The organism is Undibacterium sp. SXout20W, assembly GCF_049340285.1.
Taxonomy (GTDB): Bacteria; Pseudomonadota; Gammaproteobacteria; order Burkholderiales; family Burkholderiaceae_D; genus Undibacterium.
On the sequence record NZ_JBMPPH010000020.1, the window covers coordinates 14123 to 37828 of the forward strand.

The following is a 23706-nucleotide window of genomic DNA, read 5'->3' on the forward strand; positions in this document are numbered from 1 at the left end:
CTAGCTAGACCGTTCTTTCTGCGCTTTGTTGAATTAAACCTTTGAGGTTTTTCCAGCGTGTTTCAATGCTTGCATCAACGATGTTGTAGGCGGTTTCAATTTTGCAGTCGCCGCGGGCTAGTTGTGGGTCACTAACGATTCTCCAGCCATCGGTGTTTAATGCATCGCTCATTGTATTTTTAATGATCGCAGCGTCGGCTGGGTTGAGCAGGATATTTGCAGGTTGTTGAATCGACGGAACTTGCGTTATTGCCTCCTCAACAATGGGTAAAATAGCGTTCTGATCCAACTCGAGCTTAGCCTTTAAGATGTTCTCCGCCAAACTTATTGCCAAATCAAGTAGCTCCTGACCGGTGTTTTTTCCAGCGACATTGATTTCATCGATGAAATTCTTGGCAAGTGTTTGCATTGAATGAATTTCCTGCTTCATGCTCTCTTCAGCAATCTGCATTCCTGCAGCCTGACCTTCATGCAAGCCTTTTTCGTAGGCTTCCTGATATCCAGCGGAGTAACCTTCTGAATGAGCATTCGCTTTAATTTGTAGCAGTTCTTCAGCGCTGATGCTTGGTGCGGCGTCAATGTCATCTTGCACACGTAAAGCCGCAATGTGATTCGGGCGTGTTTCACCAAATGACGCCATTTCCCAGCGTTGGTAGGCAGTGACATCATTTTTCTGTAGCGCACTAGACATAAGAGTCTTCACCTTTAGAACCAAGCATAATTTGGCCTTCATCTGCTAAGCGACGTACCACTAGCAGTATTTGTTTTTGCTGTGCTTCCACTTCGGACAATCTTACCGGTCCTTTGGATTCCAAATCTTCGCGCATCATTTCGGCAGCGCGTTGCGACATATTTTTAAATATTTTCTCGCGCATATCTTGATTTGCACCCTTCAATGCAATAATCAATGAGTCAGACTGAACTTCGCGTAAGAGTAATTGGATACCTTTATCATCGATTTCTAAGATGTTATCGAACACGAACATTTCATCCATGATTTTTTCAGCCATGTCGCCATCGTATTTGCGCAGGTTATCCATGACAGATGCTTCATTTTCACCACTCATGAAGTTCAAAATTTCGGCCGCAGCACGGACACCACCGATCGATTTCTTCTTCAAACTTTCATTACCTGTCAATAATTTGGTCAGAACGTCGTTGAGTTCTCTTAATGCCGTTGGTTGAATGCCGTCCAAAGTTGCGATGCGAAGTACGACATCATTGCGGAGGCGTTCCGTGAAATTATTTAAAATTTCGCAGGCTTGATCACTTTCCAAATGTACTAAGATTGTTGCGATAATTTGGGGATGTTCATTTTTAATCAAATCGGCAACGGAAGGTGAGTCCATCCATTTTAAACTTTCAATCCCGCTCGCGTCTTTACCTCCCAAAATCCGGTTGAGGAGGGAAGAGGCTTTGTCATCGCCTAAAGCTTTGGTCAACACATTGCGAATGTACTCGTCGGAATCCAGCCCAACGGACGAGCTGATATCGGCAGCTGCCTTAAAATCTTCCAGAACAACTGCAATACGTTCGTGCGGAATGGCACCAATTGATGCCATCGCAGCGCCAATTTTTTGTACTTCTCGAGGCCCAAGGAACTTCATTACTTCAGCTGCGCCGTCTTCACCCAACGCAAGTAAAAAAGCTGCTGCCTTCTGTACGCCTTCATCACTCATTATTCACCCACGTTTTAATGACGTTCGCCACGATTCTCGGATCATCTCGTGCTAGCGTTCTGGCCATTTCCAAATTCGATTCATAACTTTGTGTTTGCTTAGCAACCTGACTAGCTTCTTCTCCGGAGAGTTTGACTACTGTACCATCTTCTTCCTCTTCCGCTTCGCGTTCGAGTGCTTTGAGTTTTTCTTTTTCTTCTTGCTCTTGTCTTTCTTTCTCTTTTTGCTCCGCTTCGTCTTTACCCATGATTTTGTACAGCATCGGCTTGAGATAACCAAAGAATAAATACGCTAAAACTATGCCAACTAACAGGTATTTACCCAATTCTTTTGCAAGTGCGATGTTTTCCGGTTGTTTCCAAAGTGGAATTTCTTCGATCACTTCTTTTTCTGGGCCAGCAAACGGGCTATTTACGACATTGAGTGTGTCGCCACGTTCTTTGTTGAAACCCATCGCTTCTTTGGCTAAATCAGTAATTTGCGTTTTTTCAACATCCGTTAACGCTCTGGTCGTTACTTTGCCGTTTTTATCAGTTTCCGACTTGTAATTGAGGACAATCGCCACCGATATACGTTTAACGCCGCCCATATTTTGCTGCGTGTAGCGAATAGTTTTATCAACTTCGTAGTTCGTTGTTGAGTCTTTCTGCAATAAAGCAGTGTTAGATGCTGCAGACTGTGCTGCATTCGAGCCACTTGCTACTATTGGCGCGGTCGCCGGTGCTGGCGGCTGGTTTGTCAGGGCGCCTGGAATGCCTGATGCGTTATTATTTTTATTGTAACTTTCACTGGTCTGTTGGCTACGAATGGTTGATGCTTCTGGTGGCGAATTAGGACGGTAACTTTCAGCTGCCTGCTCACTTCTTGAAAAATCAATATCAGCTGTCGCTTCGGCGCGAACGTTATTTTTGCCGACGATGGGTGAAATGATTGATTCTACGCGCTTGACGACATTGTCCTGGAAGTCTTGCACATACTTGATCTGCGCCGGATCCAGGTTGTTATTTCCAGCCTGCTTATTCGGATCTGAAAGCAAATTGCCATTTTGATCAACGATAGAAACATTCTTTGTTGATAATTCTGGAACGCTGCTGGCGACCAAATGGAGGATTGCATTGACTTGCGCCTGATCTAAAATTCTACCTGGGTAGATACTTAATAATACGGATGCCGTTGGACTTTGTTGTTCGCGCACGAAAACGGAGGCTTTTGGCATGGCCAAATGCACCCTCGCTGATTGTACTGAGGATACCGACTGAATGGTGCGCGCAAGTTCGCCTTCTAAAGCGCGTTGGAAATTAACTTGTTCTAAAAACTGCGAAACGCCGAGTTTTTGATTTTCCATTAACTCGAAGCCAACATTGCCGCCTTTAGGTAGGCCTTGCGTGGCTAATTTGAGCCGAGCATCATGCACTTGGCTTGCAGGGACTAAAATCGCTGTGCCCGAATCCGAATATTTATAAGGGACATTCATCTGCTGAAGTGATGCAACGATAGAGCCGCCATCTTTGTCATTGAAGTTCGAGAATAGAACGCGGTATTCAGGTTGTTGACTCCATAACCAAACACCGACCATGATGGCGAGTATCAATGCCGCGCCAGCTGACAATAAGGCAGTACGGACACCAGGTGTTTGGGGTAGACCAAGAAATCGTGGCAACTCCACTGGAGGAGCTGTATCGAGAACAGTGTTTTCAGCAGTTGCCATAAATCACCTTGTCTGTTGTCGCGGTATGGAGATGTTGTTGCATATAACTAAGCCATTGGGTTTTTCACTAGTACCAATTTTGGACTTATTTTTCAAATTCAATCCACGGATAAAAGCCAGTTTATCGCCTCTTATCGGGCAAATGCAGCGCATTAAGAGTGCTAATGTAACGCTTGAGATAAATTTAAGCCGGATGGAGGATATATGGGTATTGGTGGCATAGATCGCAGTCAAATTGACGCAATGGTGGCACAGCTTAGGACCGCTGCTTCTAAGATGGAGCATGCGTCTCCGGTAGGGGCGCTAGGCGGCACAAGTGAGACATCTGGTGCTTCTAAAGTTAATTTTGCGGATGCGCTAAAGGCTTCTTTGGATCATGTGAACAAAGTCCAGACAGACTCCCAAAAATTAGGCGAGCAGTTTGCCATGGGGGATGACAAGGTCAGTTTGGCGGACGTGATGATATCAATGCAGAAAGCGAGTATTTCGTTTCAGACCAGCGTTCAGGTAAGAAATAAGCTAGTTGCTGCATATAATGACATTATGAATATGCAGGTATAAAGCAAAGCAATGCTGTCAATACTTTTAAATATTCAAGACGTTTAATTGCAATTAATTGCGATTAATTGCAATTGAATGTGAATTTTCTTAATTTTTCTTAATTCCGCTCAATTTTGCATATAAAGTTAATGAAACTCGCTGTTGATTGGTAATAACGTTGGAGCAGAATGCCCCAACGTTCAGCAGATTAGCGCAAGATTTTAAAGCGGATATTCATTGATCTTGCTCAGGCTATTAGCCAATGCCGGTCAATTTAGCGTTACGTTCTCTTTCTAATTTCATAATATAGCGTTGAATATTAGAAAGAACAGCATTGGAAAGATTGATAAATTGACAGCCTATGCGCCGGTTCGATTTTCCATTCAGTAACACCAACTCTTGATGATTCCTTATCTGCAAAACTACCTCAACTAATCCAATTCCAGGCAAATCAAGCTTGCAGTGCTCAATTGTTGTACCAATACTGCAATCAAGCACTTTCTTTTCGTCAAGGATCGCAATGCCACCGCAACTAATGTCGACTAAACTAAGCTTTAAAATGTCTACTTTGTCGTCCATTTCTAAAGGCAAACTCACTTTAATTGGCGTAGATAATGGCGTGTTGATGCGGTAATACTCACGGCGTTGCAATCTGATTAAATTTGCAGGTATCACGAATTGCAATGCTGGTCTGTTTTCAAAGTCGATGAGTTCTAGTTTTGAGCTTGAAAATTGGATACCTATTTTATCGAGTAGCCCCTCAAAGGACACTTGAGGCGCTTCGATAATTCGTTGATTGGCCAGTTTGCCTGGGGCGCTGTCGACGATTATTAAATTAGTTGATTCATTGATATCTAAAATCGAAGTGATAAAAACTTCACTTCCATTATGGATTACCATGCTGATAAGCTGATTGCTGTCCCGGAGTCCCCGCAATAAGGCGATAATTTCTCTGCGTGAGAAAACTTGATAAGGACTTTGGTTTTCGGTTCCAAGGGTTGGAGTCATTTGCATATATTCTGTTAATTATTTTTGTCAAAGTTGTTCTCAGCAATGGCGTAAGTGGAAGACGTCTCCGCGCTATTTCCTGACTTTTCAGCGTTGATATGGTAAAGCCAGGCGAGAAGTTCTGCAACCACGCGATAGAGAGTTGGTGGAATATCGTTATCTAAATCTACTTTCATTAACAATGATAGCAACTCTTTTGATTCATGCACATGAATACCATGTTCTTTTGCCCGGGCAATAATTGCTTCCGCGATTAGTCCTTTGCCTTTGGCAACAACTTTTGGTGCGCTCGCACCACTTTCGTAGGCGATTGCTACGGCGTTCTTGGTGATATCACTCTTTGTGGCCATCGTGTCTTATGCTGAATTGGTCAATATTCGTGCCTAATGTCGAAAGCGTTGACGTAAATTGCGGCGCAAAAGACCTTAGTAGTTGCGCAGTCGTTTCATCCTTGGTTTGAATAGTCACGCTTAAATGCGAAGAATGCATATTGATTGTTGCGGATACCATTCCAATGGCTGGAAGCGTGAAGCGAACAATGCTACTCCAAAAACCTTCTGTTTCTGTAGTGTAGCGATGGTTCTTTTTTTCAGGTTGTTGTCTGCGTATCTCAAGCTCAAGAGTATGCGCGGGAAGAAAATTTCCTTGCCATTTTAGGCTGTCGTTTTCTAATGTGTTGAGCTGTTGCTGAACCAAGCGCGCCACTTCTTTGTATTCCGCACTATTACTGACGCTAGTTGGAACTCCTTTTTCATCCAAAGACGGAAGTGTTGCTTGAGGTTCCGATCGTATTGCCTGTAAATCTCGCTTGCCATTGACCCAATCTGCCAAATGAGATTCGTAAAAAACGCCGCTATTTGAAAATTGTTTTTGCAACTCCAGCGCTAGTGCATGCGTATCTTTGACCGCTGAGGGGTCGGTCAAGATCGGCGATGTGCTATTAATGCTCAAATCTGCATTTGTGTTGGCGCGGAGGAGGGTGTCGATAAGTTGGCTAAAATGACTTAATTGCGTGATGCTGCTCTGATCACTCGTATTTGCTGTAGCTAAGCTGGCGTCTAATAGGGAACGTTGAGATATTTCTGATACGGTAGTCGAACTTGCTGACTGCTTTAACTGAGAGGTTGAACCTGATTCGGGCGCAAGATTTTGCTGGCTTGCGTTGATTACCTTAGGATCAATTGTAACAAGATCACCCACTTTGGTATCGGGTGGGAGTAGTACGATTGTTGGTTTGTTTTCTACTTTAACTGAATATGTGCCATCATTCAGTTTTGCCAGTACTTCAACCTGAACTACGCTGGTATTTTTGGGTGAACCTGGATTAATGGGTGTCGTTTTAGTGCTCGCCCCAATAGCCGCAGTTTGTGATGTTGCACTATCGAGGCGATTTGACATGAATTATTACACTCTGTTGGCTCCGTAAGCCTGGTTTAACTTGCGTGAAGTCTGGTTGCTTTGCATCAGATCTGCCAATTCTGCCATCCATGGTTCAGTAATGTCACGGATCTCTTTATCATCAGCAAGTATCTTTTTGATCATGCTGATTTTACGCTCTTTTAGTTCCGGCGTGAGAGGAACTGGTACTTCATTTTTTTGAATGATGGCCACAGTTGAGCTGCAATTAGACTCCAATTGACACAACAGCTCCCAATCGCGTTGGCGAGCAGCGTGAAGCATTTTGTCTGTAATGACAGCCACGTTTTCATACAATGAGATAAGTTCTATGCTTTCCATGCTCGATTAGGCCTCAAATGCGTGTATTTGTTTTGGTTGTAAAGGGTCGTAATTTGCCGCAGAGGGTGTTTTATTCGCATAAGCGGCGGCGATTGCTGGCGCTGGATTAATCGCTTCCCATGTTTCTTTTAAGTCGCGTAGTAGTGATTGAACCTCGACCAGCTTTTCTTGGTTATTGGCGGCATTGGCGAGCAGCAACTCTCGACTCATGTAATCATAGAGTGCATCAAGATTTTTCGCGATTTCGCCGCCAGCTTCTTTGTCCAGGCTAGCGCGTAAGCCATTGTCGATAATCGTAATTGCATGAGAAATGGATTTACCTTTGGCTGCGATCTCTTTATTTTTCATCTGTTGCAATGCATTGCCAATCGCAATAATTGCACCATCAAACAGCATGACGATCAATTTGTGCGGATCGGCTGCCATCACACCAGTTTCCTGACCTATTTTGGTGTAAGCATTAGCGCCGTATAGTTTTGATGATCCAAACATATTTAGTCCTTCACGAGTGACTGGTAAATTACTTATTTATTGGTAGTGCCATTAAGGATACCCAGCTGCGAGGTCAAAAAGCTTGACTGTGATTGCATGCTGGCAACCAGGGTATCGAGTGCGCTGTATTGCGCCTCATACGCTGCTTGTTTGACTTTAAGCTGGGTATTGAGTGTATCTGTCTGTTTTTGCAGATCTTTTAGCGTGCTATTAAATCCGGTAATTGCATTAGGAATTAACCCTCCGGTACCGATGACGTTATTGACAACGGTATTCAGTTTGTAAGCGAAACCTTGAGAAAAATACACTGTTCCCCGATCGCCAGTGGCACCGCCGTTGACGATGACTTGTAGTCCATCAGACGCAGAGCCGCTGGCTCCGGTAAGAATCTGTCCATTGCCTGTTGCAGCTACACCATTGAGTGTTCCTGCAACGTCTTTGCCAGCAAATCCAGCAACCGAGGTGCCTGTTAATGCCGAAATGTCAGTTCCTGAACCGTTTGCGAGACTAATAAAGGATTTACTACCGTAACTTCCAGAGCTAAGATTAAGAAAGCCATTACTATCGATCGATGCTGCAAGTGATAACCCGCCACTGGAGAAAGCCGATGTGCCGTTAACGGCTGATTGAAAAAGTGAGGCTAATTGTGTTGCGTTATAGTTTCCGGCAGGTAAGCTGACTGCGGCTGTAATTCCATCCAAAGTAACATTAACAGAGGTATTTGCGGCGATTGTCGTGGAAGCGCTATTAAGGTTTGTATTGCCAGTCAAAGACCCTTGAGTTGCGACCTGCGTTACATTGAGGGCATAGTTACCAGCCTGGGTTTTTGTGGTAGAGCCAACTTGTCTTGTGAGGCTATCGGTAGATTGACCCACGGCTGCAAACAACCCACCAACATCAGTGAAATTATTGGTTAACGCAGTTTGTAATTTTGTGGCATCTGCGGCGATCGAACCATCCTTTTGGAAAGTAATCCCAATTTGCGCTAGATACGTAAATTTACCGCCGAGGCCATTGACGGCATTGCTGAGAGAACTACGTAATTGATCTTGAACTGTAGCAACTGTTGGATCACCCAGGAGGGCGCCCGCTGTTTTTGTGGTTGCGTTGTAAGAAGTGAGCTGTGAAATCGTGCTGTTAATATTATTATAGGCTGTGACGAATGAATTAACTGCTGTGGTTACAGCAGCGGTATTCGCTGCAATACTAACGGTGGTTGTTCCAACTTTGCCGACTTTTAAAGTTACGCCCTGAATGGAGGAGCTGATATTGTTAGAGTTGCTAGTAACTGCGATACCATTGATTGTTAAATTTGCACTTTGGCCAGCGTTAATCTCTTTGAAATTCTGGGTTCCGGATGGATCGTTTGCGAGCAAATTTTGCACAGCAGAATCACCGTTCACACTGATCTTCATGCTCGATGTTGCGCCGGTGCTTGTGGATGCGAGAACTAAGTGATATGGAGTGGCACTCCCATCACCAATAATTGATGCTTTTACTCCAATATTTGCATTATTTATCGCGTCCCGAATACCTTGCAAGGAGTTGTTGCTGCTGTCGATGGTAATCGATCCGGTTGCCTGCGATGCATCTTGCGTAAACGTAGATCCAGTATAAACGCCGTTAGATGAGGTTCCTCCACTGATTGTCCCAAACTGAAACGTAACAGTAGTGCTCTGGCCTGTGCCAATGGTATTTGTTGATGAAGTCTGACCTGCACTGGAGATTGATTGACCCTGAGCAATTTGTGTCACGTTCACGCTATACGTTCCTGCTGTCGCGACACTTGTTGTGGTTGCGCTGGCAATGGAGGCATCGCCGGAGGTTGCTGTCAAATTATTGAAAGTCGCGGGGTTACTTAACGTAGTGAGCGAACTTTGAAACGCACTGATCACGCCACTGAGTGCGCCATAAGCGGTCACGTCAGCATTGTAACTTGTTTGCTTTTGCTGAATTGCGGCCAGTGGTTGACTCTCAATAGCCATTAACTTACTAACAATGCTATCAAGAGGTAATCCAGAAGCGACACCGATAGACGAAACTGACACAATAGTTCTCCTTTGCTAGCCCTTACTGTATCAAATCTGGCGGGGTTCCAATTTGTATGACAGAGGGGTATTTCCCCGCTATTTTAAAAATAAGATTCAAAATGCACGTAAATGCCAGGCAATTTCAGATAAATCTTACTTTAATTTGATTCAAGCTTCCTGCTTAATGATCAATCCCTGTAATTTATCCAAAGATTGAGAGATTTCAAGTGCTTGTTCTGTCGGTATTTGGCGCAACACTTTATTTGTGCTTTGATCAACAATTTTTACAACAACACGTTTGCTGCTCTGGTCAATGCTAAAACGCACATCTTGCCCACGATCTTGCAATGTTTTATTGATATCTCCAACTGCTTTATTCAATTGATGCGGGTCAACATTTTTTTTTGCTTCCGTCGATGTTGCCTCAACGGGCGCGGGGCTCTGTACTGCACTTGCCGAACCTGCAGGCGCTGCTGCGCCAGGCGTCACTGGATTTTTGTCGGTGTTGAGTGATCCGGGAGGCGTTGCGCTTCCTAAAGACGGGATATCCATGATCTTGTCCTTCAATGTAATATTCCCCTGATCAATAATGATCAGGGGAATGTTCTACTTCATTGGCTTTTCAGGCTATCAATTAACGTAACAGAGCGAGTACGCCGTTAGGTTGTTGGTTAGCTTGCGCCAGAATTGCCGTACCAGCTTGTTGCAATACTTGAGCGCGTGTCATATTGGCAGTTTCTGCAGCAAAGTCAGCATCTTGAATACGGCTACGAGATGCTGCTAAGTTTGTTTGTGAAGTCTGCAAACTTGTTACGGCAGAAGTAAAACGGTTTTGGAATGCACCCAATGAAGCACGTGAGCTGTTGACTGAAGCTAAGGCCGCATCAATAGTCGCTAGTGCTGAAGTTGCACCTCCAGAGCTAGTTAGGTCAAGGGACGATAACCCACCACCAACCGTTGTTGTTGTCGTCACTGCGGTTGTACTAAAGCCGATATCCGTCGCAGCCGAACTTGCAGCTGATTTAGTTGCAACTGTACCTGTGGTCAAGCCAGAGCTAGCAACACCATTTGCATTAACGACTGTATTGATCGTGCCGCCGCTTACAGAAATCAAAGTAACTTTACCGTTTGAGTCTGCAGATGCTGTCACGCCAGTTTTAGAGGTAATTGCATTAATTGCATCTGCCGCGTTTTGACCTTGAATGTCAACGGTCGCTCCAGATTGGAATGCACCAACTGCATAGCCATTAATCGTAATATCGCCACTTGCACCTGATGTTGCAGATGTTGCTGCTGCACCAGTTAATTTTGCTTCTGCGCCATTGGCAACTTGAATGCCGTTCGAACTGGTTGAGCTCAGTGTAACTTGACCTGCAACAGTTGTTGTGTAGGCAGTTGCAGCGACACCATTTGTTGTGAGACCGGTATTAGTATCGTTGGCGGCTGCATTTGCCGATCTTTCGATCGTGATGTTGCGGCCATCAGCGGCGTTCACAGAAACGGCACCAGTTGTCGTGTCGTATGTTGCTGTTACACCAGTCTGTGAGCTTTTTGCATTAATTGCTGCTGAAACTTGAGCGCCGTGTTCAGTGATTGTGGTCGCGGATGCCACTGCACCGATATCAACACCGTTAATCTTAATATCGCCAGCGGCAATCGCAACTTTTGCAGTAATAGTTGTACCGGCAATTGCTGTTGCTTGTGCTGTTGCTGTTACACCGGTGCTGCCTGTCGATTGGTTAATTGCAGCGGCTTTGGCAATTGCACTACCTGCGCTGTTTTTGTATGAAACGCCGTCACTTGTGCTTGCGCCGATACTTACACCATTAATAGAAATAGCACCTGCACCCAAACCAACGTTTGTATTGGAAGCGCCAGCCAGGGTTGCGGCGTAGCTGGAACCTGAGCCAACACCGAGTGCACTTGCCTTAGCGCTTGTAATTGCGCTCACTGTAATTTGATCGTTTGATGTGCCGTTAGCACCAACTTGGAATGTTTGGTTGGAGAACGTACCGTCGAGCAGATTCACACCGTTAAAGTTAGATGTGCTTGCAACACGGTTGATCTCAGAGATCAGTTGGCTTGCTTCGTTGTTCAGAGCGGCGCGGTCTGATGCGCTGTTTGTGCCGTTGGCAGCTTGCACAGCCAAGTCACGGATACGTTGCAAGTTGGAGCCGATTTGAGATAAATCGCCCTCAGCGGTTTGCGCTAAAGAGATACCGTCGTTAGCATTACGTGCAGCTTGATTTTGACCGTCGAGCTGTGCAGTCATACGTTGGGAAATCGCCAAGCCAGCAGCGTCGTCTTTTGCGGAGTTAATGCGCAAACCAGAAGACAGACGTTGCATCGAAGTTTGTAACGACGATTGAGACGTTGTCAGGTTGTTTTGCGCAATCATCGACGCGATATTGGTATTGATGAATGAAGACATTTTGATTCTCCTTGCCTAAGTTATTTAAATCGGGGTTTAGCCTCAAACTTTGGTCTGTCCTGATGACTGTTGCACCGCCGTTGTTTAGGGTTACGGTCAAGTCTGGAAAAGTTTTAGGATATTTCTGTAAATAAATATTATTTTTTTTGCTTAAGTTTTTTAATTTCCCCCGCTTGTCGGCATGATTTTTAAATACTTTAGGGTCAAAATTGGATTGTTTTATTGTGCTTGTTTGACGTTTCAATAAGATTTTTTCTCGATAGAATGCTGTTATTGTTGGTGTACAAGCATAAAAATGTTGTTTAAGTGTTACTTTTCCTCGTTTATTCTGAAGTTGACGAGTGTTTAGTTAGTCTTTTTGATCGAGGAAGCATTGATGGCGAAATTTAAATCAACAAAATTGCCGATTGGGGAAGCAAAGCGACTCTTGAGCGCAAATGATTTGCTCGGAGCTGAACTGCTATGTCAGCAGATTATTTTAGATTTCCCGCTTAATCCGGATGCAAATCGCCTTTTATCGAAGATCCAACTAGGGTCAATGCAGCTTGAAAACGCATGGAATAGTCTACAGCGGTACCTTTCTGTTGTTAAAGCAAGTCGCCATGATTTTGATTTTTGTTATGAGCTGCTTGATGGCTGTTTATTGGCCCGACAGTTTGAAATAATGAAAAGAATTAGCCATGTGCTCACCCAAACGTTTCCCAGTAATGGGGTATTTTGGAATTATTTAGCGATTGCATTTTTTGAATCAAAGCAGTTTGATGATGCAGAAGCTGCTGGTAAAAAAGCGGTTTCACTTCAACCGAGTAATCCAGGATTTCTACTTAGTCTTGGCGGTATTTTAAATAGCCAAGAAAAATTCGCAGAGGCTTTGAATTATCTTGAACAAGTCATTGAGCTAGAACCGTTTTCAATCATGGGGAACAATAATCTTGGTAATGCCTATAGTGCTCTTGGGCGTACACAAGATGCGATCAATTGCTTTTTGAGGGCATTGAAATATGGTGCAGGGCACGGTTTGATTCACAATAATCTTGCCATCGCCTATTCCTCGTTACGTCAGCAACAAGAGGCAATTAATAGTTTCGAGAGAGCAATTGAAATCGAGCCGGACTTAGTCTCTGCCTATCCCTCGCTAATAAATTTATATTCCGATACTGGACGGGTGAAAGACGCGATCAATTTAAGTGTTGCGACACTAGCGAAATGGAAAAGCAATTCAAGAATATGGTCTGCCTACGGAAATGCTCAGCAGAAAGCGAACCAGTTGGACGGCGCAATTGAATCTTATATGCAGGCACTTTCATTTGAGGAAGACCCGCAGTCTGACTTGAGCCGGAAGATATATAGCTCATTGCTGTTTGCTCTTAATAACCATCCAACTTTGCCGGCTGACGTCATATATGGTGGGTATCAAGAATTTAATCAAAAATTTGGCTTGCCTTTTCATTCTACATGGACGCCATTTTCAAATACAAAAGACCCGGATAAAAAATTAAGGATTGCCTATATATCACACTCATTTTACAACCACGTATGCAAATACTTTTTACTGCCGTTGATGCAAGGGCATGATCGGACTCGTTTCGAGATAGTTGCTTATGCCGATCCACCAATGGAAGACGACGATACTAAGAAGTACAGGATTTGCGTTGATGAGTGGGTCGATATCAAGGGTATGAGTGACGAGGCGGTCGCAAAACGAATAAAGCAAGACGGAATTGATATTTTGGTTGATATTGATGGTCATACGACCAATAACAGGCTGGGTGTCATGGCGAGAAAACCTGCTCCAGTTTCTTTGCACTGGTTGGATTTTGGCTACACAACAGGATTGACGGCAGTTGACTATTACTTAACTGATAAATACATCACAAATGCTGGATGCGATCATTTATTTTCAGAAAAACTTTGGTGCCTTGAACATACTTCCGTGATGTACAGGCCAAATGGCCAGATTCCCCCGCTAAATGACTCGCCATTTTTGAAGGATGGGATCATTACTTTTGGAACCTTATCACGATCTAACCGGATAACCCATAAGGTCATTCGCGTATGGTCGGCGATATTAGATGCAATGCCAAACTCACGTTTGGTGATCAATAGCAGTGATTTTAGTGATCATAGGATTCAAGAGGAAGTGGCGCAGCGGTTTATGGAGCATGGAATTGAACGGTCAAGGATTGATATTGGATATTCAACACCATCATGGATTCCTTTAGAAAAGATTGATATTGGCCTAGATTGCTTCCCGCATAATTCGGGCACGACATTAATTGAGACTTTATTTATGGGCATCCCATTTGTCACGCTCGCTGATCGCCCACCTGTAGGCCGTATTGGTTCAAGTATTGCGGGAGCTGCCGGGCACCCTGAATGGATTGCGTATTCGGAGATGGAATATGCTGAAAAGGTGCTGTCCCTCGCGTATGACACGAATTTATTGCAGCATCTAAGAAAAAATATGCGTGCAGACTTAATGAAGTCGCCATTGATGGATGAAGCGCTATTTGCACGTGACGTTGAAAACGCCTATCGTCAAATGTGGCGAATTTATTGCGCAAAGGAAACTTTATGAAGGCAGTTATTCTAGCGGGTGGCCTAGGTACGCGGATTTCTGAAGAAACCCATTTGCGTCCTAAGCCAATGATCGAAGTTGGCGGTTATCCTTTGTTGTGGCACATCATGAAGAGCTATTCAGCGCATGGAGTGAACGATTTTGTGATTTGCTGTGGCTATAAGGGTTACATTATCAAGGAATATTTTGCGAACTATTTTTTGCATATGTCTGATGTGACTTTTGATCTGGCGAATAATCAGATGGAAGTTCACGAGCGCCACGCTGAACCTTGGAAAGTGACATTAGTCGACACCGGTGCTGATACCATGACAGGCGGGCGACTGAAGCGGGTCGCCAATTATCTGAAAAATGAAGATGCCTTTTGCTTTACATATGGTGACGGAGTTTCTAATGTCGATATTTCTGCATCAATTGCGTATCATCGTGAACACGGAAAGCTGGCCACTGTCACTGCCGTCCTACCTCCGGGGCGTTATGGTGCGTTACTCAGGGACGGTGAAAAAGTTGGTGGTTTCATTGAAAAACCAAGGGGCGACGGCGGATGGATTAATGGTGGCTACTTTGTCTTATCCCCCGAGGTCATTGATCTAATTGCAGACGATACAACAAGCTGGGAGCTTGAGCCTCTGGCGACGCTGGCGCAACGTGATCAATTGATGGCTTACGAACATAGCGGTTTCTGGCAGCCCATGGACACCTTGCGAGAGAAAACACAGTTAGAAGAATTGTGGCTGTCAGGTAAAGCGCCATGGAAAACCTGGAAATGATGCCAGACAAGGAATTCTGGCGAGGCCGGAAAGTCGTTCTGACAGGACACACTGGTTTTAAAGGTGGCTGGCTGGCAATTTACCTGCATCGCCTTGGCGCACAAATTACGGGTATTGCACTTTCGCCCGAAACCAGGCCTTCCTTATTTTACGCCGCAGTCGTTAAAGAACTTGTTACGCATCATGTGTGCGATATCAGAGACCAATATCAACTTAGCACCATTATTAAATCCGCGCAGCCTGAGATTGTCTTACATCTGGCTGCACAAGCCTTGGTGCGAGAGAGCTATTCGCAACCGGCAGCAACGTTCGCGACCAATGTGTTAGGAACGGTGCATGTGTTAGATGCATTGCGAGGCCTTGATTGCGTCAAAGCTGCTGTGATGGTCACCACAGATAAGGTCTATCGCAACCCCGAACATGGGCGTCCGTTTTGCGAGGGAGATGAGTTAGGTGGGCACGATCCTTATAGTGCCAGTAAAGCGGCATCCGAGTTGGTGATTGCGAGTTATCGTGATGCGTATTTGCAGCAGCAAGGCGTGCGCGTTGCCAGTTCACGTGCTGGTAACGTGATTGGCGGCGGAGATTGGTCTGCTGATCGGCTCATTCCTGATGCTATCCGGGCATGGCAAACAGGGCAAATTCTGGATATCCGGCGCCCAGCATCGGTTCGGCCTTGGCAACATGTCTTGGAACCTCTTACTGCCTATCTGGTGCTCGCGCAGGCATTGGTGGACGGAAAGGTCGCGCCGGGGGCTTTTAATTTTGGACCACCTGTTGATGCCAACGCAACCGTGCAGCAGGTCATAGAATTGGCAAGAAATGCCTATCACGCTGGCAATGTTCGTTATGCGGATACGCCCGAGGGCGTGCACGAAGCAGGATTACTCAGTTTAAATGTGGAAAAAGCACGAGATCTGTTAGGAATTGAAGCAAGGTTCAGCTTGTCACAGGCAGTTGAAACGACAATGAATTGGTATCGCGCTTTTGCAAATGGTGCTGATGCATATAAACTCTGTTTGAACGATATTCATACGTTTGAGGCACTCCATGAGTGAACGATTTCAGATACATGCAACACCCCTCGCTGGATTGAATGTATTGGAGCGACTTCCACGCGGTGATAGCCGTGGTTATTTTGAACGTCTGTTTTGTGATGAAGAATTAGCGCACGCAGGGTGGAGCGGAAATATCCGGCAAGTGAACCATACCTATACACAAAAGTGTGGCACCGTACGTGGCCTACATTACCAATTGCCGCCATATAGTGAAATCAAGCTAGTCTCCTGTACGCGTGGTGAGATTTGGGATGTGGTCGTCGATTTGCGCAGAGAATCCCCCACTTTTTTAAAATACCATGCCGAAGTGCTGTCTGCGGACAATCATCGTTCTCTATTGATACCACGAGGTTTTGCCCATGGTTTTCAAACGCTGACTGATGATGTTGATATGTTATATTGCCATAGCGCAGCATATGCTCAGCATGCTGAAGCTGGTATTTTGGTGAATGACCCCGCATTACAAATTCCCTGGCCTTTACCGATCACTGAGTTATCGCAACGAGATCAGGGTTATACCTTGATTTCTGAAGATTTTGAAGGAGTATCGCTGTGAAATGCAGGCATTGCCAAGCGCAGTTAGGTCATACATTTCTCGATTTGGGTACTGCGCCGCCATCAAACGCTTACCTCAAGCCTGATCAGTTGCACGCTGCCGAAGTCTGGTTGCCACTTCGCCTTTTGGTTTGCGACCAATGTTGGTTGGTTCAGACTGAGGATTTTACTGGTCGCGAGTCATTGTTTGATGAGGATTATGCTTACTTCAGTTCTTACTCAAGTACCTGGTTGCGTCATGCTGAGCAATATGTCATTGCAATGCAAGAGCGCTTTGGTCTTCATGGTGGTCATTGCGTTGTCGAAGTCGCTGCCAATGATGGTTATCTTTTGCAATATGTGAAGCGAGCCGGGATTCCGTGCTTTGGAATCGAGCCAACAGCCAGTACCGCGGCTGCAGCCAGAGAGCGCGGTCTCGACATTATTTCTGAATTTTTCGGGCAGACTTTAGCGCAATCTCTTGCAGATCAAGGCCGACAGGCAGACTTAATCGCCGCGAATAATGTGCTGGCGCACGTCCCTGATATCAATGACTTCGTCTCTGGATTTGCGACCTTACTTCAACCGTCGGGTGTTGCTACCTTCGAGTTTCCGCATTTGCTGAGAATGGTGCAGGGCTTGCAATTTGATACGGCCTATCACGAACATTATTCGTACCTTTCACTGACCGCTGTGCAGCACATTTTTGCGGCAAATGGATTGACGGTTTTTGATGTCGAAGAATTGCCAACCCACGGCGGTAGTTTGCGGGTTTTTGCACAACGTACGGATACTTGCGCGCATATTGTCCAAAAATCGGTTGCCGATTTATTGGCGATGGAAGATCAAGCAGGTATGAGGAATCTGTCGTTTTACGCTGGTTTCCAGGAAAAAGCAGAAAAGATTAAATATGATGTTCTGAGTTATCTGATTGACTGCAAACGAAAGGGATTGCGGGTTGCTGCGTATGGCGCGGCTGCCAAGGGGAATACCTTGCTTAACTTTGCAGGAATTCGCAGTGATTTATTGGGCTATGTTGTCGATGCAAACCCTAATAAACAGCTTAAATTCCTACCCGGAAGTCGCATTCCGATTCGTGACCAGCTAGCATTAATGCGCGATTTGCCAGACATAATCCTGATCTTGCCATGGAATTTATGTGACGAAATAATACGAGATCTTAATGAAGTTTGTGTATGGGAGCCAAAATTTGTCGTCGCCATTCCAGAAATTCATGTATTTGACCGTAATTGAATTTAATAAGAAATAAAAATTGACTGTGTAAGATTCATTGAGTCCACCTGCTAAGGAGAATAGTTATGATTCCCGTATTTAAACCACTGATTGAGCAAGAAGAAATCAACGCAAGTAAAGAATCCCTTGAAATGGGTTGGTTGGGGATGGGCAGCTACGTTTCGCAGTTTGAGCAAACAGTACAAGAAATTATTGGTGCCAAGGATCGGTACGTTGCTGCTGTTAGCACCGGAACCGCCGCATTGCACATCGCCTTGCTTGTTGCTGGTGTCGGGAAGGGGGATGAAGTCATTGTTGCCTCCTTTAACTGTTCGGCCGATTTTCAGGCAATTGGCTGGGTTGGTGCAGATATTGTATTTTGTGACTGTAACGATGACACGCTGGAGCTCGATTTAAATCGCGCTGAGGAGTTAGTCAACTCAAAAACTAAAGCAATCATTGTCATGGATTACGACTGCATCCTGTCTGATCATGATGGGATCGCTGCTTTCGCTAAAAAACACAATTTACGCGTGATTCATGATGCTGCGCATTCGTTTGGATCTTCTTATAAAGGAAAGCCGGTCGGAAGTTTTTCAGATATATGTGTGTTTAGTCATGATCCAGTCAAAACCGTAACATGTCTTGACGGTGGGACGATTGTTGTGCGAACTGAAGAAGAATTGAAATATGTTCATGAATTGAGATTGCTTGGAATGCAGCAACCGTCTTCTGTCATGTATCAAAATCAACGTGCCTGGACTTTTGATGTGGAACGTGTTGGCTTTCGATATCATATGTTGAATATGCATGCAGCCATCGGACTTGCTCAGCTTGGCAAGCTTGATATTATTTCCTCTAGTAGACGAGAAGCTTCAAGATATTACAACCAGCTCTTAAAGGATATTCCATCTGTGCGTGTTCCTAAAACAGATTTTGAAGGCGTTAATCCGTTTCTGTACTACATTAGAGTCCCCGCTAATCAGCGAGATGATTTGCGTGCAGAATTAAAGAAAAATGGCGTCGATACTGGGATTCATTGGCAGCCAGGACATTTATTCTCTTTATGGAAAGACTGCAAAGCCGGCAATCTGGATATTACAGATCGCGTAGGTAAAGAAATCCTCTCATTACCGCTTCACTCAAAGATGCCAATGTCAGTCGTCAAAGAAGTGGCGGATCAGGTTCAGGCCTATTTCTCCAAAGGTGCAATATGACCGTTGACCTCTCCACCGGAAGAGTATTAGTAAGGTGTTTGAAAGATAGCTCTGGTCTTAATCAGACAAACTTAGTAATTCCGGTCGGTAAGCCAGTTCAAGCATATTTACGTGTTATTTCTACCGTAGAGGGAAAGTTGGATCCAGTTGATTTGAGTCTGTTGAGTGACTGGAGAAACAAATACGTCAAATCGTTTTTGACTGAATTTCACTCATATCCCGAGCGCACCGCAAAGTGGTTGACCAATTATGTACATCAGAGTGATGGCAAGATATTATTCATGCTTGAAAACCTAGATGGCGTTCGATTAGGGCATATTGGTCTCGCTTTTATTAATTGGGAAACTGGTTACGGTGAAGCTGATGCGATTGTCAGTGGTGGTGATTCACCGCGAGGATTAATGAAATTAGCATTGCAGACGACCCTAAAGTGGGCGCGAAATCAATTGTCATTGACTACTCTTGGTGTTCGGGTTCGCTCAGATAATACGGCTTTAGACTTTTATAAAAAAGTTGGATTTGAGGAGACCAAGCGGGTCCCACTTCGATTCGAAAAAAACGGCGATGATATTAATTGGTTTGAGGATGAAAATTTTTTGGCGTTTGAGGCAAGTCTGGTTTACATGATTTACAGGTGGTCATGATGGAGATTGTTCGTCTTGGAAGAGAGGGGTTGATCGCTTATCTGGAAAATCAATTGGCAACTTTTTTCCCTGACGGGCAACGATATCGAGACGTCTTAGATGCTCATATAGATGAGGGCTTAAAAAGAACGATGCGTTGCGTAAATAGTGTCAAAATGTGGGCGCCGGAAAAGTTTAATTATTTGCATTCAACGCAGTATTGTATTTTTCTGTATTTTTTAAGTCACACAATCTACCGCAACCAAGCTATAACAGATCTGCATACAAAATTATTCTTATTAAATAAAGCACTCAACGGCATTGACCTCTTTTACGAGATCGATATGCCGGACATTTTTTTCATTGGACACTCGGTTGGTATTGTTCTGGCAAAAGCAACCTATGGAAACTATTTGGTGTTGTATCAAAATTCGACAGTGGGAAAAAATCACGGCATCGCGCCAGTGTTGGGGGAGGGCGTCATTATGTACCCGAATTCCGCGATCATTGGCAATTGCAATATTGCTGACGGTAGCGTCATTTCACAAGGCGTCAGCGTTATTAACAAAGATACAGAAGCCCACTCCTTGGTATTTCAGGGCGACAGCGGCAAGTTAAATTTCAAGAAGGATCAACGGGAAATTTTGTCGGATTTCTTTCGTTTTTGAGGGCAGTGTTTAACTTGTACAATGGTAAGTAAGACTAATCTGCCTTTACCACCCGATTTTTTCCCGCTTGCTTCGCTGCATACATGGCCTTATCGGCGCGTTTTATGAGTGCTTCTTGTGGTTCGTGTGGTCCTCGAAGCGCTACGCCGGCGCTAAAGGTGATGAATAATCGCTTCAAATCTGAGGTAAAAAAGTGCTTTGTGAGCTCACGTTGAACGCGGGTCATTGCCTGTGCGGCTTCTTCGATATCGGTTTCTGGCATGATGATCACGAATTCTTCGCCACCATAACGGGCGATTGTATCGATTGAGCGCAGCGTTTGTTTCACGATACGGACTAAGTGGACTAAGGCTTCATCACCTGCGGCGTGCCCGTGCGTATCGTTAAGTCGTTTAAAATTATCCAGATCCAGCATGGCAACGCACAGTGGGCTATTGCGACGATCTGCGCGATCGGCTTCTCTTTCAAAGATGTCGTCCATGCCGCGACGGTTGAGGCTGCCAGTTAATTGATCTTCCCGGACTAACTCACTCATGTGAGCGAGTTTGCTCTCTAAATCTTTGATTTTGATTTCAGCTTCCATGACTTCTTTTTGAGCTGCAACAATAATGTCTCTTGATTTGACAGCTTCAGATTGAACGGCACGGGTTTCGCCGATGATGTTATTGATGATTTTACTTACTTGGGCCGTGTCAGTTGCATGACTGATTTCACTCGCAAAATCGTCCATCTTGTGCTGATAGGTATCAGTCGTATTGACCATGGCGTTCAGTCTGTCGACGAACGCGTTCATCATGTTTTTAACTGAATTTTTAGATTCAGCAATACTATTTTTGAGTGTACCTTGTTTGTAGATGACTTCTTTTAAGCTACGGGTTGCTTCTTGTAGCGACCGATGATTGATCGGGCCTGCAATCAAATTTTGAACGACCTCGATTTGGCCGCGTAACCAGTTATCATTATCTAGTAGGTCATGGATGTTTGTGAGCAGCAGGCCAAATAAGCGAAGCAGTAATTCTTGTTGTTCTGCGCTATCGCCGCTCTGTAGCTCAATCTGGAAGCAAAGTTGTTTGAGTCGACTCGCAACCTGATTTAGGGCGTTCTCGGTTTCAGCTTCCTTTACCGCTTTTCCTAGCGCTTCAGATTCGATCGCAAGGGTAGGTGATGTCGGTTTTAGTACCGATGTCAGTGCCAAAGTTAACGTGCGGAAGAGTAAATCTTTGAGAAGCTTTGGACGCGGATCGTCAGCAAGAGGAACATCAATGAGTGATATGACTGAATTATTCTGTAGTGTGCTTGCAGTTAATGGGTCTGCCACACTCAAACTTTGGGGCGTATTGGCTGTGACTGATGATTGCGTCGCGATAATACGCTCTGTTAGTTGTTCGAGGGCCTTACTGTAGTCTTCCCAGTTCCCGTTTCTGGCCGCACGATTAAAACGATGGCCAAAGTTTGACAGTTCGCTTTTTGAATTAAGCAAACTGCTCGCAAAACTCGCTAACAATGTTTCCGCTTCGGAGGGGGCGGAGGCTTTGACGGCGACTGGTTTTATGATCGTTGTTGGTTCATCTGGCAGAACAAAAATACCTGCGATTTCGTTATAAAGTTTCTTATAAGCATCAGGGGTCGGTGCAATTCTTTGTATGGCAAGTTGTCTAAAGGTCTCACGTGCAATATCGGTGGGGCTTTTGAATTGTGAATTATTTGAATTGTTTGACATGATGCCTTGCCAGCTAAGGGGTTGCCGATTAGTCTACCAGTTGATTCTTGATTGCGTAATGCGTTAATTCAGCGTTATGTCGCAATTTCATCTTTATAAGAATCCGTGAACGGTATTCGCTAATCGTTTTAACTGATAAAGACAAATCTTTGGCGATATCGCTGACTGACTTTCCAGAAGCGATCATCGTCATGGTTTGAAACTCTCGATCAGACAATGTTTTGTGTAGCGCATCGTCATGTTCTTGGTTCAGATTGTTGGCTAATTCTTGTGCTAATTGAGGACTAATATATTTCAAGCCGCCCGCCACTTGGCGAATCGCATTCAAAATATCGTCTTTACTGCATTGTTTGCTTAAATAGCCGGACGCTCCCGCCTTCAGAGAGCGGATCGCGTATTGATCTTCCCGATAGATGGAGAACATTAATACTTGTATGTCCGGTTTTTCGGCTTTAATTTGTTTTAATACTTCTATGCCATTTTTATCGGTTAAAGCGATATCGAGTAACATTACTTTGTAATCATGCTGCCGGGAAAGGCGAATTGCCTCAAGACCCGAAGCAGCTTCCGCTACGACGGCAATGTCGGTGGTGCTGCTGACGATGTTTTTAATTCCTTCCCTGACTACGGTATGATCGTCTACCACCATCAGCTTAATCGACGCAAATTCAGTCATGCAAATTCCATTTCTATGTCATATCGATACTGTCGCATACAATGTGCGTCCGTTACCAGTATCCTGAGTGTTTCTCATGATGCGCCATTTTTGCAGGTCTGGCCTTAACCTGTAGTGTTGTCGTGATATTTCTAAAACCGAAGTTCGTCGCCCTACTATTGTCGGCAAGAAAAACTAAATCCTGTGCCCAATATGCGTTAGCTAAATTGCTTGTTATTTTATAAGGGTTGGCAGGGCTACGGTGAGAAGATCGAAATTAATTTGTGTTAGTTCGAAAGAATTTGAAAAATGAACAAAGCTTTTGTAAAAGAAACTGATTCCGATGACGATGATGATGTTGGTGCTCCGGTAATACCGGTCGGCACGAAAAACTATATGACGCCGGAAGGTCATCAGCGAATGAAAGAGGAGTTTTTGCACCTGATGGATGTTGATCGGCCAGAAGTGGTCAATATCGTGCACTGGGCAGCCTCGAACGGCGATCGTTCTGAAAATGGTGATTATATTTATGGCAAACGCCGTTTGCGCGAAATTGACCGGCGGATACGTTTTTTGACTAAACGCCTCGATATAGCAGAAGTGGTCGATCCAAGAGTACATCACGGTTCTGATCAGATTTTTTTTGGGGCTACAATTGTCTATGAGAATTTGCAGGGAGAGGAGGTCACTGTGACAATTGTGGGCGTTGACGAATTTGATCCTTTGCATGGAAAAATCAGTTGGATATCTCCTGTCGCCAGGGCGCTGACAAAGAATCGGATCGGCGATACCGTCATTCTAAAAACCCCTTCCGGTATTGATGAGCTGACAATTTTAGATGTTACTTATCCAGAATGAACGATGGGCAGCGTATTGTTTGATAATGAGCTAGAACGCATATTCCCCGGTTCAATAGATGTATGTCATGTAGTGACGTTATATATTGAGAGTTGTTACATTGTGGTGTCTGGCAGTAAGATATTTTTCTTGTTGTTTTCTTTTCTTATGAAGGGTAAATCAGACGC

General features: G+C 44.6%; 23 protein-coding genes. 10 read left to right on the plus strand and 13 right to left on the minus strand.

Annotated elements, in window-relative coordinates:
• Positions 1-4 precede the first annotated feature (4 nt).
• From ACO0K1_RS11730 to fliF, 3 genes are read right to left on the minus strand one after another with little or no spacing between them, the layout of a single operon-like run.
• Positions 5-691, minus strand: a complete 687-nt coding sequence (locus ACO0K1_RS11730; RefSeq protein ID WP_423025876.1) for a flagellar assembly protein FliH — start codon at positions 689-691, stop codon at positions 5-7.
• Complete coding sequence (gene fliG / locus ACO0K1_RS11735; protein WP_423025878.1) at positions 684-1679, minus strand: flagellar motor switch protein FliG; 996 nt, start codon at positions 1677-1679, stop codon at positions 684-686. The genes ACO0K1_RS11730 and fliG overlap by 8 nt, the downstream gene beginning before the upstream one ends.
• On the minus strand, positions 1672-3387 hold the full coding sequence (gene fliF / locus ACO0K1_RS11740) for a flagellar basal-body MS-ring/collar protein FliF (protein WP_423025880.1): 1716 nt from the start codon (positions 3385-3387) through the stop codon (positions 1672-1674). Before fliF ends, fliG begins: the two co-directional genes overlap by 8 nt.
• 204 nt (positions 3388-3591) lie before the next feature.
• On the opposite strand from fliF, the gene fliE reads away from it, so the two are divergent.
• Entirely contained in the window at positions 3592-3948 is a 357-nt protein-coding gene (fliE, locus tag ACO0K1_RS11745) for a flagellar hook-basal body complex protein FliE (RefSeq protein WP_423025882.1), read from the plus strand.
• 234 nt (positions 3949-4182) lie between these two features.
• On the opposite strand, the gene ACO0K1_RS11750 is transcribed toward fliE, so the two are convergent.
• The 8 genes from ACO0K1_RS11750 to ACO0K1_RS11785 form a co-directional block, all read right to left on the minus strand.
• On the minus strand, positions 4183-4941 hold the full coding sequence (locus ACO0K1_RS11750) for a flagellar brake protein (protein ID WP_423025884.1): 759 nt from the start codon (positions 4939-4941) through the stop codon (positions 4183-4185).
• Between the two features lie 8 nt (positions 4942-4949).
• Positions 4950-5285 carry an EscU/YscU/HrcU family type III secretion system export apparatus switch protein gene (locus tag ACO0K1_RS11755; protein WP_423025886.1) on the minus strand — a complete coding sequence of 112 codons (336 nt, stop codon included), beginning with the start codon at positions 5283-5285 and terminating at the stop codon, positions 4950-4952.
• Positions 5269-6333 carry a flagellar hook-length control protein FliK gene (locus ACO0K1_RS11760; RefSeq protein WP_423025888.1) on the minus strand — a complete coding sequence of 355 codons (1065 nt, stop codon included), beginning with the start codon at positions 6331-6333 and terminating at the stop codon, positions 5269-5271. Before ACO0K1_RS11760 ends, ACO0K1_RS11755 begins: the two co-directional genes overlap by 17 nt.
• A gap of 6 nt (positions 6334-6339) precedes the next feature.
• Positions 6340-6672, minus strand: coding sequence for a flagellar protein FliT (locus tag ACO0K1_RS11765; RefSeq protein ID WP_423025890.1), 333 nt, complete (start codon positions 6670-6672; stop codon positions 6340-6342).
• A 6-nt stretch (positions 6673-6678) separates the two neighbouring features.
• Positions 6679-7164 carry a flagellar export chaperone FliS gene (fliS, locus tag ACO0K1_RS11770; protein WP_423025892.1) on the minus strand — a complete coding sequence of 162 codons (486 nt, stop codon included), beginning with the start codon at positions 7162-7164 and terminating at the stop codon, positions 6679-6681.
• A gap of 32 nt (positions 7165-7196) precedes the next feature.
• Complete coding sequence (gene fliD, locus ACO0K1_RS11775; RefSeq protein WP_423025894.1) at positions 7197-9212, minus strand: flagellar filament capping protein FliD; 2016 nt, start codon at positions 9210-9212, stop codon at positions 7197-7199.
• Between the two features lie 150 nt (positions 9213-9362).
• Complete coding sequence (locus ACO0K1_RS11780) at positions 9363-9746, minus strand: flagellar protein FlaG (protein ID WP_423025896.1); 384 nt, start codon at positions 9744-9746, stop codon at positions 9363-9365.
• A gap of 82 nt (positions 9747-9828) precedes the next feature.
• Entirely contained in the window at positions 9829-11625 is a 1797-nt protein-coding gene (locus tag ACO0K1_RS11785; protein ID WP_423025898.1) for a flagellin, read from the minus strand.
• 376 nt (positions 11626-12001) lie between these two features.
• On the opposite strand from ACO0K1_RS11785, the gene ACO0K1_RS11790 reads away from it, so the two are divergent.
• The 8 genes from ACO0K1_RS11790 (at position 12002) to ACO0K1_RS11825 (ending at position 20306) form a co-directional block, all read left to right on the plus strand.
• Entirely contained in the window at positions 12002-14203 is a 2202-nt protein-coding gene (locus ACO0K1_RS11790; RefSeq protein WP_423025900.1) for a tetratricopeptide repeat protein, read from the plus strand.
• Positions 14200-14973 carry a glucose-1-phosphate cytidylyltransferase gene (rfbF, locus tag ACO0K1_RS11795; RefSeq protein WP_423025902.1) on the plus strand — a complete coding sequence of 258 codons (774 nt, stop codon included), beginning with the start codon at positions 14200-14202 and terminating at the stop codon, positions 14971-14973. Before ACO0K1_RS11790 ends, rfbF begins: the two co-directional genes overlap by 4 nt.
• Positions 14955-16031, plus strand: a complete 1077-nt coding sequence (rfbG, locus tag ACO0K1_RS11800) for a CDP-glucose 4,6-dehydratase (protein WP_423025904.1) — start codon at positions 14955-14957, stop codon at positions 16029-16031. Before rfbF ends, rfbG begins: the two co-directional genes overlap by 19 nt.
• Positions 16024-16587: a dTDP-4-dehydrorhamnose 3,5-epimerase family protein gene (locus ACO0K1_RS11805; RefSeq protein WP_423025906.1), complete on the plus strand. Its 564-nt coding sequence runs from the start codon at positions 16024-16026 to the stop codon at positions 16585-16587. Before rfbG ends, ACO0K1_RS11805 begins: the two co-directional genes overlap by 8 nt.
• Positions 16584-17819: a methyltransferase domain-containing protein gene (locus ACO0K1_RS11810; protein ID WP_423025908.1), complete on the plus strand. Its 1236-nt coding sequence runs from the start codon at positions 16584-16586 to the stop codon at positions 17817-17819. The genes ACO0K1_RS11805 and ACO0K1_RS11810 overlap by 4 nt, the downstream gene beginning before the upstream one ends.
• Positions 17820-17884: 65 nt before the next feature.
• On the plus strand, positions 17885-19015 hold the full coding sequence (locus tag ACO0K1_RS11815) for a DegT/DnrJ/EryC1/StrS family aminotransferase (protein ID WP_423025910.1): 1131 nt from the start codon (positions 17885-17887) through the stop codon (positions 19013-19015).
• Positions 19012-19659, plus strand: a complete 648-nt coding sequence (locus ACO0K1_RS11820; RefSeq protein ID WP_423025912.1) for a GNAT family N-acetyltransferase — start codon at positions 19012-19014, stop codon at positions 19657-19659. The genes ACO0K1_RS11815 and ACO0K1_RS11820 overlap by 4 nt, the downstream gene beginning before the upstream one ends.
• A 323-nt stretch (positions 19660-19982) precedes the next feature.
• Positions 19983-20306, plus strand: coding sequence for a hypothetical protein (locus ACO0K1_RS11825; protein ID WP_423025914.1), 324 nt, complete (start codon positions 19983-19985; stop codon positions 20304-20306).
• A 34-nt stretch (positions 20307-20340) separates the two neighbouring features.
• Here the strand turns inward: ACO0K1_RS11825 and ACO0K1_RS11830 are convergent, their stop codons facing one another.
• Positions 20341-22026 (minus strand): GGDEF domain-containing protein, encoded by a 1686-nt coding sequence (locus ACO0K1_RS11830; protein WP_423025916.1) that lies wholly within the window; start codon positions 22024-22026, stop codon positions 20341-20343.
• 28 nt (positions 22027-22054) lie between these two features.
• Positions 22055-22702, minus strand: coding sequence for a response regulator (locus tag ACO0K1_RS11835; protein ID WP_423025918.1), 648 nt, complete (start codon positions 22700-22702; stop codon positions 22055-22057).
• A gap of 288 nt (positions 22703-22990) precedes the next feature.
• On the opposite strand from ACO0K1_RS11835, the gene greB reads away from it, so the two are divergent.
• Positions 22991-23539 (plus strand): transcription elongation factor GreB, encoded by a 549-nt coding sequence (gene greB, locus ACO0K1_RS11840; RefSeq protein ID WP_423025920.1) that lies wholly within the window; start codon positions 22991-22993, stop codon positions 23537-23539.
• The last annotated feature ends 167 nt before the right edge of the window (positions 23540-23706 follow it).

Excerpts from the sequence above, each read along its gene's own strand:
- ACO0K1_RS11730 (WP_423025876.1), bottom strand. The coding sequence starts at position 691 with ATGTCTAGTGCGCTACAGAAAAATGATGTCACTGCCTACCAACGCTGG.
- fliG (WP_423025878.1), bottom strand. The coding sequence starts at position 1,679 with ATGAGTGATGAAGGCGTACAGAAGGCAGCAGCTTTTTTACTTGCGTTG.
- fliF (WP_423025880.1), bottom strand. The coding sequence starts at position 3,387 with ATGGCAACTGCTGAAAACACTGTTCTCGATACAGCTCCTCCAGTGGAG.
- fliE (WP_423025882.1), top strand. The coding sequence starts at position 3,592 with ATGGGTATTGGTGGCATAGATCGCAGTCAAATTGACGCAATGGTGGCA.
- ACO0K1_RS11750 (WP_423025884.1), bottom strand. The coding sequence starts at position 4,941 with ATGCAAATGACTCCAACCCTTGGAACCGAAAACCAAAGTCCTTATCAA.
- ACO0K1_RS11755 (WP_423025886.1), bottom strand. The coding sequence starts at position 5,285 with ATGGCCACAAAGAGTGATATCACCAAGAACGCCGTAGCAATCGCCTAC.
- ACO0K1_RS11760 (WP_423025888.1), bottom strand. The coding sequence starts at position 6,333 with ATGTCAAATCGCCTCGATAGTGCAACATCACAAACTGCGGCTATTGGG.
- ACO0K1_RS11765 (WP_423025890.1), bottom strand. The coding sequence starts at position 6,672 with ATGGAAAGCATAGAACTTATCTCATTGTATGAAAACGTGGCTGTCATT.
- fliS (WP_423025892.1), bottom strand. The coding sequence starts at position 7,164 with ATGTTTGGATCATCAAAACTATACGGCGCTAATGCTTACACCAAAATA.
- ACO0K1_RS11780 (WP_423025896.1), bottom strand. The coding sequence starts at position 9,746 with ATGGATATCCCGTCTTTAGGAAGCGCAACGCCTCCCGGATCACTCAAC.
- ACO0K1_RS11785 (WP_423025898.1), bottom strand. The coding sequence starts at position 11,625 with ATGTCTTCATTCATCAATACCAATATCGCGTCGATGATTGCGCAAAAC.
- ACO0K1_RS11790 (WP_423025900.1), top strand. The coding sequence starts at position 12,002 with ATGGCGAAATTTAAATCAACAAAATTGCCGATTGGGGAAGCAAAGCGA.
- rfbF (WP_423025902.1), top strand. The coding sequence starts at position 14,200 with ATGAAGGCAGTTATTCTAGCGGGTGGCCTAGGTACGCGGATTTCTGAA.
- rfbG (WP_423025904.1), top strand. The coding sequence starts at position 14,955 with ATGGAAAACCTGGAAATGATGCCAGACAAGGAATTCTGGCGAGGCCGG.
- ACO0K1_RS11805 (WP_423025906.1), top strand. The coding sequence starts at position 16,024 with ATGAGTGAACGATTTCAGATACATGCAACACCCCTCGCTGGATTGAAT.
- ACO0K1_RS11815 (WP_423025910.1), top strand. The coding sequence starts at position 17,885 with ATGATTCCCGTATTTAAACCACTGATTGAGCAAGAAGAAATCAACGCA.
- ACO0K1_RS11820 (WP_423025912.1), top strand. The coding sequence starts at position 19,012 with ATGACCGTTGACCTCTCCACCGGAAGAGTATTAGTAAGGTGTTTGAAA.
- ACO0K1_RS11825 (WP_423025914.1), top strand. The coding sequence starts at position 19,983 with ATGCCGGACATTTTTTTCATTGGACACTCGGTTGGTATTGTTCTGGCA.
- ACO0K1_RS11830 (WP_423025916.1), bottom strand. The coding sequence starts at position 22,026 with ATGTCAAACAATTCAAATAATTCACAATTCAAAAGCCCCACCGATATT.
- ACO0K1_RS11835 (WP_423025918.1), bottom strand. The coding sequence starts at position 22,702 with ATGACTGAATTTGCGTCGATTAAGCTGATGGTGGTAGACGATCATACC.
- greB (WP_423025920.1), top strand. The coding sequence starts at position 22,991 with ATGAACAAAGCTTTTGTAAAAGAAACTGATTCCGATGACGATGATGAT.